The sequence below is a fragment of the Gordonia hongkongensis genome, from assembly GCF_023078355.1.
Lineage (GTDB): Bacteria > Actinomycetota > Actinomycetes > Mycobacteriales > Mycobacteriaceae > Gordonia > Gordonia hongkongensis.
Genome location: NZ_CP095552.1, coordinates 2,739,435 through 2,754,787 on the forward strand (window position 1 = coordinate 2,739,435; position 15,353 = coordinate 2,754,787).

The 15,353-nt window shown below is 66.7% G+C and carries 10 protein-coding genes and 2 pseudogenes; 10 read left to right on the top strand and 2 right to left on the bottom strand.

Annotation, left to right across the window (positions count from 1 at the left end):
• Positions 1-506: 506 nt before the first annotated feature.
• The 6 genes from MVF96_RS12405 (at position 507) to MVF96_RS12435 (ending at position 8,086) form a co-directional block, all read left to right on the top strand.
• Positions 507-899: an SseB family protein gene (locus tag MVF96_RS12405; protein WP_165630048.1), complete on the top strand. Its 393-nt coding sequence runs from the start codon at positions 507-509 to the stop codon at positions 897-899.
• A complete protein-coding gene (locus MVF96_RS12410) occupies positions 896-1,372 on the top strand; it encodes an ESX-1 secretion-associated protein (RefSeq protein ID WP_247449227.1) in 477 nt (158 codons plus the stop codon). Before MVF96_RS12405 ends, MVF96_RS12410 begins: the two co-directional genes overlap by 4 nt.
• Entirely contained in the window at positions 1,347-1,541 is a 195-nt protein-coding gene (locus MVF96_RS12415; protein ID WP_247449229.1) for a hypothetical protein, read from the top strand. The genes MVF96_RS12410 and MVF96_RS12415 overlap by 26 nt, the downstream gene beginning before the upstream one ends.
• Positions 1,542-6,956, top strand: coding sequence for a putative T7SS-secreted protein (locus tag MVF96_RS12420; RefSeq protein ID WP_418930384.1), 5,415 nt, complete (start codon positions 1,542-1,544; stop codon positions 6,954-6,956).
• A gap of 172 nt (positions 6,957-7,128) precedes the next feature.
• Positions 7,129-7,842: an RHS repeat-associated core domain-containing protein gene (locus tag MVF96_RS12430; protein ID WP_272499258.1), complete on the top strand. Its 714-nt coding sequence runs from the start codon at positions 7,129-7,131 to the stop codon at positions 7,840-7,842.
• A gap of 46 nt (positions 7,843-7,888) precedes the next feature.
• On the top strand, positions 7,889-8,086 hold the full coding sequence (locus MVF96_RS12435) for a hypothetical protein (RefSeq protein ID WP_247449230.1): 198 nt from the start codon (positions 7,889-7,891) through the stop codon (positions 8,084-8,086).
• An 83-nt stretch (positions 8,087-8,169) separates the two neighbouring features.
• On the opposite strand, the pseudogene MVF96_RS12440 reads toward MVF96_RS12435, so the two are convergent.
• Positions 8,170-8,924: pseudogene (locus tag MVF96_RS12440) on the bottom strand (M23 family metallopeptidase).
• 167 nt (positions 8,925-9,091) lie between these two features.
• On the opposite strand from MVF96_RS12440, the gene MVF96_RS12445 reads away from it, so the two are divergent.
• Complete coding sequence (locus tag MVF96_RS12445) at positions 9,092-9,382, top strand: hypothetical protein (protein WP_247449232.1); 291 nt, start codon at positions 9,092-9,094, stop codon at positions 9,380-9,382.
• A 6-nt stretch (positions 9,383-9,388) separates the two neighbouring features.
• Here MVF96_RS12445 and MVF96_RS12450 read toward each other — a convergent pair whose 3' ends face one another.
• The gene (locus tag MVF96_RS12450; protein WP_137810605.1) at positions 9,389-9,994 is read right to left on the bottom strand and encodes a TetR/AcrR family transcriptional regulator; all 606 of its coding nucleotides are present in this window, start codon (positions 9,992-9,994) and stop codon (positions 9,389-9,391) included.
• Positions 9,995-10,350: 356 nt separating this feature from the next.
• On the opposite strand from MVF96_RS12450, the gene MVF96_RS12455 reads away from it, so the two are divergent.
• The 3 genes and pseudogenes from MVF96_RS12455 to MVF96_RS12465 all read left to right on the top strand — a co-directional run bounded on the left by MVF96_RS12455 (position 10,351) and on the right by MVF96_RS12465 (position 15,157).
• On the top strand, positions 10,351-11,586 hold the full coding sequence (locus MVF96_RS12455) for an ABC transporter substrate-binding protein (RefSeq protein WP_165630040.1): 1,236 nt from the start codon (positions 10,351-10,353) through the stop codon (positions 11,584-11,586).
• Between the two features lie 66 nt (positions 11,587-11,652).
• Positions 11,653-14,438 (top strand): annotated as a pseudogene (locus tag MVF96_RS12460) (ABC transporter permease subunit).
• A complete protein-coding gene (locus MVF96_RS12465; RefSeq protein WP_247449234.1) occupies positions 14,435-15,157 on the top strand; it encodes an ABC transporter ATP-binding protein in 723 nt (240 codons plus the stop codon). The pseudogene MVF96_RS12460 and the gene MVF96_RS12465 overlap by 4 nt, the downstream one beginning before the upstream one ends.
• Positions 15,158-15,353: the final 196 nt, after the last annotated feature.

The following is a 15,353-nucleotide window of genomic DNA, read 5'->3' on the forward strand; positions in this document are numbered from 1 at the left end:
GCGGCGGGATCCAGGGATCTCGCCGCCTCCGCTAGCTGCGATGCCGCTGAATTCGCCGCAGCAGCCCTTCGCTCCCAATCAGCGCGCTCAGATCGCAGTACCGTTGCGCGACCGTGCGGGCTGACCGGCATTTCCGGGACGGCCTGGGGCAGCAGTGAGTCGTCGGCGAATGGCGTGCTCATGGGTCCCCCTCCCGGTGACGGACCCGTGCTGGGGCCGACTCGTCGAACAGACTAGTACGACGCGGGGTCATTGTGACGGGGGCCGCCGAGTTGTGGACGAACTCGCGACATGTGCGTAGTGGCGGATTCTGATTCCACCCAGCACGGGGGCTTGAAGCAGAAACGACATTCCGGAGTCTTCGCCGGGCGGAAATGGGACGGCACGCAACCTGGCGTGTCACCGCGAATACGGGTTCAGCCGACCTGTGGACACCACCGCGAGAACTTCAGCTTCATGATCTAGCATCAACCGGCACACGGTGATGACTGCGGGGGAGTCCGGTGATGACGACATATGTCGATGAGGTGCGGGCGTATTTGTCCGGTTTCGGCGATCCACCTCGGCTCTACGATGCCCTCCGCGATGCCACCCTCGCCGTTCCTCTCGACCACCGCGGACGCCTGTTCACGCTGGTGGAGGCCGGTATCCCGTGGATGCTGGCGTTCACGACGCCGGAACGCCTGCGTGACTTCGCCGAGCTCACCGACCGCGACCTGGACGAGGTCCGCTACCTCGACGTTCCCGGTCATGCGCTGATCGACCGAGTCCTCGACCAAGCCCCCGAACCCACCGGCCTCGTGGTCGATCCCGCGACACCGTCGACGATCTCGTTCCCGCCATCCCGCGAGCTGACACCGCACTGCTACTACGACGACGAGGGCGAGGTAGTCCGATGACTGAAAACCTGCACGTTGAGCCCTCGGCCCTCGACAAAGCCAGTGCCGGCATCAACGGCGTGATCGACGGACTCGCCGACACCGGCGTCGGCTCGGACTACAGTGCCGCGCTCGGTCGCGGATACGGGGATCTCGACCTCGACGGTCGAACCATCGGACATGCCGATCCGAAGAGCGGCCTCGAGGAGTACTGCGACCGCTGGGAGTGGGGTGTTCGAGCCTTGGTGACCGGGGCGGCTGAGTTATCGAGAGGACTCGGGCTCGGTGCCAGCCACTACGAGCGCGAAGAGAAGTGGGCGGGTGACCAGCTCAAGAACTATGCGATGGACGTGTTCGGCGACCCCGAGCCTCACCCCAGACGAGATCAAAGGAATGTCGTGGGGCGATCTGTGGGAGCACAACAAGAACGCCATCATCGACCCTCAGTGGGCCCTGACGCCGGAAGAGATGAAAAAGCACCAAGAACTCGGTGAACAACTCCGAGGGACGATGGTCGAGGACCTCGAGACCATCGCACGCCACCAGGTCGATCCGTCGTCGCTCGTTACCGACACGATCGACGGCTTCGAGCGTGACGGATTCACCGCCGACTCACCGAGCACCGCCGAGAGCGAACCAACCGGCACGCCGGAGACGAAGTAAGTGGGGCTGTTCGACGCCCTCGAAGGCGGCAAGGAGGTCGTCGGCGGACTCATCGACGGCGCCACGGAGCTCCTCGGCGGCGGTTTGCGCGCCGTCGGCCTCGACAGCATCGCCACCAACGTCGAGGACTTCGGTGACGGCGTCGCCAACTCGCTGGGCGCCATGCCCGACGAGAAGAATCTGGGCGAGACCAAAGACCCCAGGGAGTTGATCCTTGGTGATCCGGCCGGTATCACCTCGCTCGCTGAGAAGTTCACGGGTTTCGCCGGGAACTTCGTCACCGCCGGCGAGGGCTTGCGCGCCATTTCGGTGGATCACTGGTCGGGCGACGGCGCACAAGAGTTTGCCGATGCGATCGGCCGCCAAGTTCCACCATGGTTCGCCGCCAGCGACGCCGCGGCTAAAGCCGCTGCCGCACTCACAGGTTGGGCCGGCGTCGTTACCTTTGCGCAGCAGAAAGCCGCCGAGGCCGTGCGCATCTGGGAAGAGGGCGAGCGCAAACGGGACGAATGGGTCACCAAGGCCAACATCTACAACGACGAACTCGACGACTACAAGAACGATCGACGCGACACCCCGCCCACCCATCCCGGACCCGATCCCTGGCCCGGATACAAGGCCGAGGCGGAGCGAGTCCTCAAAGTCGGCCGCGACCACCGCAACTCGTCGGCCCCGGGCGTCAAGGCCGAACTGAGCGGCGCCACGAACATGGCACCGCCGATGCCGTCCGCGTTCGATCAGGCGCGCATGACCGCTACCGATGTCGGGACCGCCGCCGTCACCGGCTTCAACCACTTCGAGGCAGGTCTCATCGGGTCGGTCACCGAGGTGGTGAGGGGGCTGAACACGATGCTCCCGCAGAACCCGTACAACGTTGCCAATCCCCACAACTACATGCGCAACTCGGCGACCATGGTCACCGGGATCGTGCACCAGGTCGCCCATCCCGACGAGTTCGTCCGGAACTTCGCCGGATCCGGATGGTCGACCGATCCGTCCCAGGCACTCGGCAACGTCATCGGCAACACGGCCATGATGATTGCCCCGGGTCCAAAGGGCGGCGGTATGTTGACCGGCTTCATGAAGGCCGGTCGCAACATCCCGTCGACGCCACCAACTCCACACATCAACCCGACACCACGTCACCCAGGCGCCCCGCCCGCGTCACCACACCCGACGCCCGCGCCACACGGATCGTCGCCAGACACGCCTGGCGCCAGCCCCAGTGCCGACCTGCCTGGACGACAAGGTCCCGACCTCGCTGTCGACCACAACGCGCCTCCGGTCCCCAGAGCTGACGGTCCCGCGCCGGACGCTCCAGCTGTCGAGTCACCGGCGCCCGCCGGCTCACCGAATCCGGCGCCCACCCCCGACGCCGGCGCGCCTTCGCCGGGCGCCGTCGACACTCCGCCCAGCGGGGGAGCGCCTGAACCGCCTGCGCCACGCCCAGACGCAGCGTCCCCGGACCAGCCCGTCGCCAGCGGACCTGTTGACGGCCCCGGCTCGCACACACCCGGTCCCGAGACCCCCGCGCCCACTCCGAATCCCGAGACCACTCCCTCGCCCGTTTCCGACGGGCCAGGATCTCCTACGCCGGGACCCGCAGACAATCCATCTGGACCACGAAACCTGGGCGACGACGACCCGCCCGGACCCAACCGCGGCGACACCACCACTCCCGCAGCCGCACCCGGTGCCGACCATTCACCCGGCCAGTCAACTCCCGGACACAACGCCGTCGACCGCGATGGCGCGCCGAACCCGACGCACAATGAACCGTCGGCGCCCAAGCCCGACGAGCCCGTCGTCGACCGGAACCCGACCCGGCACGACGAGCCGACCGGCGGGCACCCGCCTAAAGCCGACGAACCAGCAAGTCCCACAACACCTCACACGCGACCCGACCCAGACGCGCCTGGTCCACGCCCCACACCGGCCTCGATTCATCCCGACGCGCCGACAACTCGACCCGACGTCGTCGAGACCCCGACGCGCACGCCTGACCACGCCGACACGCCCGCAACGGGACCCGTAGCACCGGTCGCCGGCCACTCTCCGGTATCGACGCCACATGCCACACCCGATCCCGCGCAATCGAAACCCGCTCCGACGCCGGCTGGTCCCGTCGCCCCGGCGCGTGCGGATGCTCCTGCCACGCCTCCGCGCGCACCCGATCACACCCCGGACCGCACGCCGCCTGCGCGCACCACACCGGAATCGACGACACCGCGCGACCTGGACCGCGGCCGTCCGGTTCCGTCGAACACCCATCACGTGCCCGAACCCACCGTGCGGAACACGCCGGACACCACACCCAACCCGCCGCGCACCCCGCTCGACGACCGTCCGATCCCGCCGACAGTCATTCCCGACCGCCCGTTCACACCGGAACGCCCGTCACCGGCCAGCCCACGTCCGGCGAGCCCCGATGCACCGTCGTCGCCGCGCGACCCCGTCCCAGGTAGTCGACCCGACGGCGACAACCCGGACGTCGACAACCCCGCCCCGGACAACGACACCGGCGAACCGATCGACCCCGCTCACCCCGAACGCACCGACTCGGGCTCGACGGAACGTGCCGACACCAGCGAGGGCAATGAGGCGCCCGAGCAGTGTCGCAGCAACGGCGAACCCGTCAACGTTGCGACCGGCGAGTACTTCCTTCCGCTGACCGACGTCGACCTACCTGGGGTCCTGCCCTTGCGGCTCACGCACCGGCATCGCTCGCGCTATCGGTGGGGTCGATGGCTCGGACCGACCACACCGTCCACCTTCGACGCCCGCGCCATCGTCTCCGACGACCTGGTGACCATCGTCGACGCCGACGGCACGATGACGAATTTCCCTAAACCGCAGGTTGACTCCGTGTCGCGGAGCGTGAACGACACCGACTGGGAGCTGCGAGCAACGGCGACGGATGGCTACCAGCTGACCCATGTCCGCACGCTCGTCAGCTGGTTCTTCATCCCGATCCCAGAACTGGACGGCGTCGACGTCACGGCCGGGAGCATCGCCGTCTCCGCCATGACCGACCGGCATCACAACCGAATCCGTTTCGTCTTCGACGAGCATGGAAGACCCTCGGCGGTCGAGCATTCCGCCGGCTACCGCATAGAGGTGCAGTGCGACGGCGCTCGAATCCTCGGCTACCGCCTGGTTGCCGGGGTGGACGGCGTTCCGGCCGACCAGCAGCTGTGCACCTTCAGCTACCACCGCGGACATCTCGCAGCGTCGACCAACGCTGTCGGTGCGACAACGCGTTTCGGCTACGACGAGGCCGGGCGGATGACTTGGTGGCGTGACTCGATCGGGATGGAGTACTGGAACCGGTACGACGACCTCGGCCGTGTGACCATCCAGTCCGGCATGAACGGAGTGTGGTCCGGGCGGTTCGACTACCAGCTCCGGACGGCAGGCCCCGGGTCGATGACGACCTACACCGACGCCGTCGGCGCGACGACGCTGTACGGCATCGATGCCGACAATCGGGTGCGGCAGGAGATCGACGCGCTGGGTCGGATCACCCGGATCGACTACAACGACAGTCGACAACCGATGGTGCTCACCGGTGCAGATGGACTCTCGACACGGCTGCACTACAACGCTTTCGGTGATGTCGAGCGAATCGTCGGACCCGACGGTGCAGCGACGGAAGTGAGTTACGCGGGTCCAGGACGGCCGGACCGAATCGTCGAACCGGGTCCGGTCACCACGCGAATCGCTTACACCGACAATGGAAGTCCGCTGACGGTGACCGACAACGCCGGCGCGGTCACGTCGTACACCTACGACGAACACGGCGCACTGACGTCGCTCACGGACCCCGACGGCGTGATGGTTCGCTACCGCAACAACGCGGCCGGACTCCCCACCGAGATCGTCGACATGCTCGGCAACACGACGCGGATCAGATTTGATGCGTTCGGGCGGCCGGTCGAGGTCGTCGACGCCGAGGGCGCCAGAATCACCGTCGGGTACGACGCGATGGGGAATCGGACCAGTCTCGTCGCTCCCGATGATGGCCAGTCGCGGTGGGAGTACGACGGCGAGGGCAATTGCGTCGCCTACGTCGATCCCGTCGGCGCGACCACTCGTTGGGCATACGGCCACTACGACCTGCCGGTCGCGCGAGTCGACGCCGATGGCTCGCGGACGGAGTTCACCTACGACACCGCACGCCGGCTCGTCGCGGTCACCAACCCCGACGGTCTGGTGTGGAGTTATTCGTACAGCGCGGACGGGTCGTTGCAGTCCGAGATCGACTTCAACAACGCGACAACGACCTACACCTACGACGCGGGCGGACGGCTCGCTACGCGGACGAACGCGGCCGGGCAGACTGTAGCGTTCGAGTACGACGCCGCCGGTCGTGTTGTCGCTGAACGCAGTTCGGACCCGCTCAACCCCGACTTCGACGGGGAGGTCACTGAGTACAGCTACGACCTCGCCGGGCGGCCGGAGAGTGTCGTCGGCGCGTTCGGGCGGTGGCACTCGACGTATACGGCGGCAGGAATGCCGCTATTGACCGGCGTGAACGACGGATCCGCGGACTGGGTGATCGAGTCTGGTTGGACGGGCGCGGGCCGTTCGGCATCGGTGACGACGCCGACCGCAGTGCACACGCGCTACGGCTACGACCCGCGCGGCGTGCTCGACTTCATTTCGACGGCGGGTCGTACCTGCGACATCACTACCGACGCGTCCGGTCGTGAGCAGCGTCGACGCTTCGAGGGCACGGCCATCGATTCGTCGTGGGATCCGGTCGGTCGGTTGGTGGGTCGGTCGGTTGCGACGGTCTCTGCCAATCCGGCAACGCTGAACCTCGGTTCGAGTGGATCGGCCGGCGGGAGACCGGAACGCACCGTCGCACGAGCCGAGTACACCTACCGCGCCGACGGCATCCTGACCGCTTCGACGACGACGCTCGCTGATAGCGGTCGGACCGACTACGAGGTCGATGTACTTGGACGGATTACTGCGGCGGTCGGTGTCTCTAGCTCGGAGAAGCTGACCTACGACGCGACCGGCAACATCACCGATTACGGGTTCTCAAGGACCGCGCCTCCGGATGCGCAAGACACCGGCCGACCTCCGTTCCCTGAGGTGCGAGGCGCTAGCCGAGCCTCGAAGGGTCCCCGCTGGCGATACTCCGGCACCCTGCTCGTCGACGACGGCCGGACGTCGTACCGGTACGATCCCGCGGCGCCTCACCACGATGAGTCGCAGGCGATTGTCGCGCAAACCCGATGTGTGGCATTACGTCTGGGACGCGCACAATCGGCTACGCAGCGTGATCACTCCCGACGGGACGACGTGGACGTACACCTACGACCACCTCGGGCGTCGCCTCAGCAAGACCAACACGGCAACCGGGGCAGTCACTCGGTTCCACTGGCACGGCGAACAGCTGGTTGAACAGACAGAGTCAGTGCCGGATGCACCGGACGCCGGAACCAACGCGGGCCTAACGGCGACTACCTGGACGTTCGCGCCCTACGCGTACACACCTCTGGCGCAGACACGCAGTACAGAAACGATAGTGGCGTCGGACAGTGCTGACTCAAGGAACAGCGCACCCGACACGGACGTGAGCCTCAACCTCGGGTCACCTACGTTCGCGCCGTCCAGGCCGGTCGAGTGGACCCAAACCGAAATCGATCGAGAGTTCTTCGCGATCGTCACTGATCAGATCGCGACACCGACAGCGCTCATCGACCCGCTTACGGGTCGTGTCGCCGGGCAGGCCGCGAGAACGCTGTACGGCGAAAGCACGTGGGTTGGCTCTACGACGCCGTGGGCGTTTCCTGGTCAGTATTTCGACACCGAGAGCGGGCTTCACTACAACCGTTATCGCTACTACGACGCCAGGTCCGGTCGTTATGTGAGCCCCGATCCGCTGGGACTGGCGCCTGCGCCAAATCCCCATGCCTATCCCGACAATCCGTCGGTCTGGGCGGATCCCTTCGGCCTTGCGCCGACGGGAGCGTGCAGTTCAGAAGTGGTTCGGTACGACCCACAGGCAGCGGCGCGAAATATCCTAGAACAGCAGCTTCGTGAGGGTTATCCTCAGACACCCGCCGGGCGCACCATCACCGCTCATGCTGCCGACCGGATCGCCAATGGAGGCGGCGGGCGTCCGCCGGTTTCCCTCGAGCGGGTCGATGACATTCTCGACAACCCAACGAGGCTCACCTACAGGCCTGACAATGACACCGTGAAAGTGTTCCAGGGCAGGGCATACGTAGTTGTGAGCGGAACAGGTCCACAACACATTGTGACCGTTATGGCACCGAAGGGGTGATCGCATCGACGACAAGCTTTCTCGCGATCCTGGGCTGACACGAGCGATGAGCGACGTCATGCAAGACCCGGAGAATCCGCGAGCAGTCGCAAACCTGGAGGCGGAACTTCTGAAGCGGGATTTGGACGAAGTGGAGGAATACGAGGAGCTCGTTTTCCTGCTATCGCTCTATGAGATGGGAGGGGAGACCCCCTACACGAATATCGATCAAGTACGAGCCGAGATTCGTAGGCTATTCGGCTGACCTTCTCGTCGGCAGACAGGAGGCAGACAACGATCCCACCGACAAAGCCGGTGGGATCGTTGGTCAGACCAGACGAGCGTCCGTCACGGGTGAACGCCACGCTTGTTGAGCCAGGCCTGGGGGTTGATTTTGGTGCCGTTGGCGTCCCAGACCTCGTAGTGCAGGTGGGGGCCGGTGGACTGGCCGCGGTTGCCGACGGTCGCGATCTTCTGGCCGGCGCGCACATGCTGGCCGGGGTGGACGAAGCTCTCGTTGACGTGTCCGAAGACGCCGACGGTGCCGTCGTCCTGCTTCACGCGGACCCACTGGCCGAAGCCGGAAGCCGGGCCGGACTCGAGGACGACGCCGTCGGTCACGGCGTAGATGGGCGTTCCGATCTTGTTGGCGATGTCGACTCCGTTGTGGTGGGTGCCCCAGCGCGGGCCGTAGCCCGAGGTCACGGTGCCGCTGACCGGCTTCACCGCGCTCTTGATGCCGGGCAGACCCGGGTTACCGGGCTCGAATACCGACGGGGGCAGAACGTCGCGAGCGAATTTGTCGAGTTCAGGCGGCAGGACCACGCCGGCCGGGAGCTTGACGTTCTCCGGAAGCGCGATCTTCGGCGCAGGCGGGGAGCAGGCTGCGCCGCTGCCTGCGCGGCGGTGCCGGCACTCAGGCCGACCGCACCGACGAACGCGGCGAACGCACCCGTTCGCAGGGCCGTGCGGGTGGTGGAGCGCGAGGTGGCACGATGGCGGCCAGGGCACCGGGTGCTCGACGTCGAGTCGAGCAGGGCGCGGGTGGCGGGGCGCGTCGAAGAGTCGGCGTTCAGTCGGTGAAGAGGCAAAGCATTGTCCATCTCAGATTGGGTAACAGTTCGGTATCGGCAAGGACACGGCAAAGTTACCTTCCCGGACATAAGTAGACACTGAGAGTCAGCCCGAAGCGCCAACGAAGCCGCAGGTGAGACTCCCAACGAGATCCCGGTCACAGGGGTCGTCGAAACGGCGTGGCACCGTGGAATCCATGCCCGAGCCCGAACACACGCCCGACGGCCACCACATCATCGTGAACGGCCGCAAGTGGCGGGCGACGGATCCGCTGATCCCGGACGAGCGCCGATCCGAATTGCAGTCGATCCTCATGGCGTGGCGTCGGGACGTGAAACGGACGAAGGGCGCACCTGGGTCTCGCCAGGGCGTCCAGGCGGCGAAGGTCGCGCTGGGGGAGCGCGGGACCCCGTGGTGGGAGCAGACCGATGACGAGCGGCGCGAGCGGTGGGAGACCGAGGTCGCGCGACCCGACGACCAAGATTGACTAGCGCTACCGCGGCAGCAGCGACTCCGCGGCGTAGCGGCCGGCGCGCTCGAAGCTCTCGCTCACCTCGAAGCCGGGATCGATCTGCCAGTAACGCATGCTCGACACGTAGATCGCCGCAACCATCTGGGCGAGGAACTCCGGCGGATGATCGGTCCGCACATCCTGCTGTTCGACGCCGCGCTCGATGAGCCGCAGCACCTCCGACGTGAACACGTGGCTGCGTTCACCGAGCGTCCCCGACATCGACGAAATCCGTTCGATCTCGCTTGTCACCGTCCGCATGTAGTCCGGGTCGGCGACCGACGAACGAGCGAAGTCGACGAACACACCCACCACGCGCTCGTACGTACTCAGCGGCTTCTCGAGCATCGCGTCGACGACGTGCGAGAACGTCCCCATCAGCTGGGCGTACAGATCGGTGAGCAGGTCGTCCTTGCTCGGGAAGTAGTTGAAGAACGTCGCCCGCGACACCTCGGCACGCTCGGCGATCGACTCGACCGTCGCGGCGCTCCCCTCGGAGGCGAGCAGTTCGCGCGCAGCGATCAGCAGGCGTTCGCGCGTCTGTTGCTTGTTGCGTTCCCGCCGGCCCATGGCCGGAGCTTCGGTCAATGTGGTGCCTTCCGTACGGGCGGGGCGACCCCGACCAACCAATTCTTGCATTCCGCCCCCAAAGTTTGGATGGGCGTCTAACTTTTTCCTCTGAGTCCAGTGTGAGGTCGTCGATCCATCAGACGACGTCACGCGAGTCGACCGCGGGGGGATCTTCCGGCGCCGGACCGACGACTTGTGCTGCCATACGCACCGGCCGTCAACCGAGCCGAGACTCATTGCAGGACAGAATATTTCGAATCCGACCGACGACTGCGACCTGCGGGTTACAGTCGCCACCGAGTCAGCAAATCCGACATTTCGTCCGTCTCCGCAGCGGGGCGGCGACTTGTCGAATCACGATCGAAGGGGATCGCATGAAATCACCCAGTGCACTCAGGCGTGTGCTTCGGACCGCGACGGTGATCGGCTGTTCCGGGGTGCTCGCGCTCGGAGCGCTGACGGCCTGCGCCGACGACAGCTCGGAGAGCTCCACCGCCGGCGAGACCAGCCAGCTCCCCAGCAACCCGGCCACCGGCGACCCGGTCAAGGTCGGCCTGATCGTCCCCGAGGGCGGTGCGGTGACGACGCCGATGGTGCGCGAGGGCAGCGAAGCCGCCGTCGAATACCTGAACAACAACGGCGGCGGCATCGGCGGTCACCAGATCGAACTGGTCGTGTGCAAGCAGCAGGAAGAACCCGCCTCGGCCACCAAGTGCGCGAATCAGATGGTGGAGCAGCAGGTTTCGGTCGTGGTCTCGCCGCTGGGCGCGCAGGGTGCGGTCATGCTGCCGATCATCGCCGGCGCCAAGATCCCGTTCGTCGCACAGGCTCCGGTGTCACAAGCGGAGATGGCGACCCCCGGCTCGTTCATGCTCTCCGGCGGCATCGTGGCGGTCCTCGCGGGACAGGCCGCGACCGCCGCCAAGGACGGACTCAAGAAGGTCACCCTGATCATCGGTGACTCCGGTGACGCGGCCGCGTCGGTGAAAGCACTGGGCGATCCGATGTTCCAGCGTGCCGGCGTCGCGCTGAACGTCGTCACCGTGCCGGTCGGCGCCGCCGACCTGACACCGCAGATCACCGCGGGTCTCGCCGACAACCCGGATGCGGTCAGCATCCTCGGCGACACCCGCCAGTGCATCTCGGTCCTCAAGACGCTGCAGACCGTCGCCCCCGACGCTTCGAAGTACCTCATCGCCAGCTGCCTCGACAAGCCCGTCCTCGACGCCGTCGGCAACGACGCGGTCTCCGGCGCCAAGGCGTTCACCACGGTCAACCTCAGTTCCGACGACCCGAGCGTCACCCAATACCGCAGCGTCATGGCGCAATACGCGCCCGACACCGATCCGGCCGGCCTCGCCTACATCGGCTACCAGGTGATGACCGCACTCGGCGAGCTGAACGGCCTCGAGGGCGCCGTCGACGCCCAGACGTTCACCACGGCACTGTCACAGGCCAAGGACGTCCCGCTCCCGGCCGCACCCGGCATCACCTTCACCTGCAACGGTCAGGCCTTCCCGCCGCTGACGTCGCTGTGCAGCAAGGCGATCCTGGTCAGTGACGTGACCGCCGACGCCAAGCTCGAGAACACCGTCGTCACCAACAACTAGTTCCTTCACAGATCGGGGGTCGCGTCCGCGCGGCCCCCGATCCCCGCACTTCCCAGTGGGAGTTCCATGACCGACCATCTCGCCTTCCTGGTCCTCGGCCTCGGCAACGGGGCCGTCTTCGCCGCACTCGGCCTCGCGTTGGTGATGACGTTCAAGAGTTCCGGCGTCGTCAACTTCGCCACCGGCGCGGTGGCGCTGTACGCCGCCTACACCTACGCCTTTCTGCGCCAGGGAGAACTCCTCAACCCCATCCCCGGTTTCCCGGCGACGATCTCGCTCGGGTCCGAGCTGGGAGTCGCTGCGGCACTGCTCATCTCCGTGGTCGTCGCCGCGATCCTCGGCGTCATCCTGTACCTACTGGTGTTCCGCCCGATGCGGGCCGCCCCGGCGCTGGCCAAGGCGGTCGCTGCGATCGGCCTGATGCTCGTCATCCAGGCGCTCATCGCGCTGCGGGTCGGCGAGAACGCGCCCAGCGTCGGACCCATCTTCAAGATCGACACATTTACGATCGGATCCAGCGCAGTTCCGACGGACCGTCTGATGCTGGCCGTGGTCATCGTCGGACTCGCGATCTGCGCGGGACTCGTGCTGCGCTACACCCGCTTCGGCGTGGCGACGGAGGCCGCCGCCGAATCCGAGAAGGGCGCCCTGGTCACCGGCCTCTCACCGGACCGGATCGCGGTCGCCAACTGGGCGTTGTCGTCGGCAACTGCCGGTCTAGGCGGCGTGCTCATCGCCCCGATCGTTCCACTCAATCCCGTGGCCTACACGATGTTCATCGTGCCGGCCCTCGCCGCGGCGCTGGTCGGCAACTTCACCGCGATATCGATCACGGTCGGCGCCGGGCTTGTCATCGGCATGCTGCAGTCCGAGGCCACCAAACTCCAGACCACCTGGGACTGGATGCCCGACGCCGGTGTCGCCGAAGCGGTCCCGCTGATCCTCATCATCGGCTTCCTCCTCATCCGCGGGCGTCCTTTGCCGGGCCGTGGCGCGGTCACGCGCAACGACCTCGGCCGGTCACCGCGTCCGAACCGTCTGGTGATACCGGGGATCGTCGGTGTCGTCGTTGCGGTACTGGCACTCGTCACCACCTCCGGCAGTCTCCGGCTCGCCGTGATCGCCACGATGATTTACGCCATCATCGCGCTGTCCCAGGTCGTCGTCACCGGGTACGCGGGCCAGGTGTCGCTGGCGCAACTGACGCTCGCCGGCGTCGGCGCCTACGCGCTCAGCCGACTGACCGACGACCTCAACATCCCGTTCCCGCTCGCCCCGCTGCTCGCCGCCTGCGCGGCGATGGTCACCGGCGTCATCGTCGGCCTGCCCGCTCTTCGGGTGCGCGGGTTACCGCTCATGGTCGCGACGCTCGCTCTCGCCGTGTTCTGCGAGGCGTTCTGGTTCCGCAACCCGTCGCTCAACGGCGGATTGCAGGGTGCGCCTGTCGAATCCCCGTCGATCTTCGGCATCGATCTGGGAATTGGTGCGGGTGAGGGATATCCGCGGATCGCCTTCGGCATCCTGTGCCTCGTGGTGCTGACCCTGGTGGCGTACGCGGTGGCAATTCTCCGTCGCAGCGGACTCGGCGCGTCGATGCTGGCCGTGCGCGCCAACGAACGGTCCGCAGCCGCGGCCGGGATCAACGTCGGCGCAACCAAACTCATCGCCTTCGCGATCGCATCGTTCCTCGCCGGACTGGGCGGATCGCTGCTGGCGTACCAGCAGACCCTCGCGACCGCAGGGAGCTACGCCGTCTTCGCCGGGATCGGACTCTTCGCGGTCTTCTACATCGCCGGCGTCACCTCGATCTCCGGAGCCGTCCTCGCCGGCATCATCGCGCCTGGTGGGCTGATGTACTTCGCTGCGGACAAGTACGCGTCGTTCGGCGACTACTACATGCTGGTCAGCGGAGTCCTGCTGGTGCTCACCGTCGTCACGAGTCCCGACGGCGTGATCGGGTATCTGCACAAGATCCCGATGCCGGCTCGACGTCGTGCACCACAATCGGCTCACGACGACGCTCAGGCCGCGCCGACTCCGCCGGTCACACCGCCCAGTGGCAAGGTTCTGCTCTCGGCTCGCGACGTCACGGTGCGCTACGGGGCGGTGACCGCCGTCGATGGCGTCAGCTTCGACCTCCGCTCCGGCGAGATCGTCGGCCTCATCGGACCCAACGGCGCCGGCAAGACGACTCTGATCGACGCCATCAGCGGATTCGCGACCGCGTCCGGAACGGTGACTCTCGGCGGCACGACCCTCAACGGCCTTGCACCACATCGACGCAGCCGCGCTGGGCTCGGCCGAACTTTCCAGGACATCGAGCTCTACGGTGAGCTGTCGGTCGCCGAGAACCTGGCGATCGCCGCGCGCCGGGCGCCGGGGGATACCGCCGAGAACGTCCGCAACGTCCTGCGGATGCTGGAGATCAGCCACCTCAGTGATGTTGTGGCAGCGGACCTCTCGCAAGGTCAGCGTCAGCTCGTCGCGGTGGCTCGCGTACTCGCCGGTCAGCCCGAGGTTGCGCTGCTCGACGAGCCGGCAGCCGGACTCGACAGCACCGAGAGCCGTTGGCTGGGGGAGAGGTTGCGGGCGGCCCGGGCGCACGGGGTCTCGATGGTTCTCGTCGACCACGACATGGACCTCGTCCTCAGCCTGTGTGTGATCGGGTCATCGTCCTGGATCTCGGATCCGTCATCGCCGAGGGCACCCCGGACGAGATCCGACGATCCCCGGCCGTCGTCAACGCCTACCTCGGTACGCCCTCGTCGGCGGTGGCGGGGTCCGAGGATTCTTCGCCACCGGACAGCGCTGTCTCCGAGACACATTCGACGACCAAGGAGATGACGCCGTGACGGTCCTCGAATGCCGTGGCCTCGACGCCGGGTACTCGCGCGGCAAAGCCTGCGTCCACGGCCTCGATCTGTCCGTCGAAGCAGGGGAGATCGTCGCTTTGCTCGGACCGAACGGGGCCGGAAAGACGACGCTGCTCACCACCGTTGCCGGTCTTCTGCCGCGACTCGACGGCGAGGTTAGCGTCGGCGGTCACGCAGTTCGGTCAGGGGATGCGCGTGCGGCCGTGCGTGCCGGACTCGTCCTGGTTCCGGACGACCGGTCGCTGTTCAAGCAACTCACGACCCGACAGAACCTCCAGCTGGCCATTCGACGACGCGGGGCGGCTCGGACCGACGCCGTCGACCGGGTGCTCGACCACTTCCCGGCTCTCAGAGACCGACTCAAGGTCGCCGCGGGCGAGCTGTCTGGGGGAGAGCAGCAGATGCTCGCGATCGGGCGTGCGCTGTTGCAGCAGCCGAGAGTGCTGCTGATCGACGAACTGAGCATGGGACTCGCACCCATCGTTGTCGAATCGATCCTGCCCGTCCTGCGGGATGTCGCCGACACCGAGGGCACCGCGGTGGTTCTCGTCGAACAGCATGTTCGGTTGGCGCTCGGCATCGCGGATCGGGCGATCGTGCTGGTCCACGGCGAAATCGCTCTGACGGACTCCGCGGCGTCGCTTGCCGGTGACATCGGGAGGATCGAGGAGGCGTACCTCGGGAGTGCTGCTCACTAGCGTCAGGCAGCTGCCGTCCCCTGCTCCCGCCTCCCTTTGCTCCCTGAGGTGTGAGGAGCGATAGCGACGAACCACGAAGGGCATCGCGAGGCGCCTCACCAGCCCTTCGAGGCTCGTCGCTCGCGCTCCTCGCACCTCAGGGGGCAAGGGGTGGACACCGCAGGGAGCGGTGGGGGGTCGCTCTTGCGGCTCGGGG

Bases quoted from the DNA above. Each gene is read 5' to 3' on its own strand.
- MVF96_RS12405 (WP_165630048.1), top strand. From the start codon at position 507: ATGACGACATATGTCGATGAGGTGCGGGCGTATTTGTCCGGTTTCGGC.
- MVF96_RS12410 (WP_247449227.1), top strand. From the start codon at position 896: ATGACTGAAAACCTGCACGTTGAGCCCTCGGCCCTCGACAAAGCCAGT.
- MVF96_RS12415 (WP_247449229.1), top strand. From the start codon at position 1,347: ATGAAAAAGCACCAAGAACTCGGTGAACAACTCCGAGGGACGATGGTC.
- MVF96_RS12435 (WP_247449230.1), top strand. From the start codon at position 7,889: ATGAGCGACGTCATGCAAGACCCGGAGAATCCGCGAGCAGTCGCAAAC.
- MVF96_RS12445 (WP_247449232.1), top strand. From the start codon at position 9,092: ATGCCCGAGCCCGAACACACGCCCGACGGCCACCACATCATCGTGAAC.
- MVF96_RS12455 (WP_165630040.1), top strand. From the start codon at position 10,351: ATGAAATCACCCAGTGCACTCAGGCGTGTGCTTCGGACCGCGACGGTG.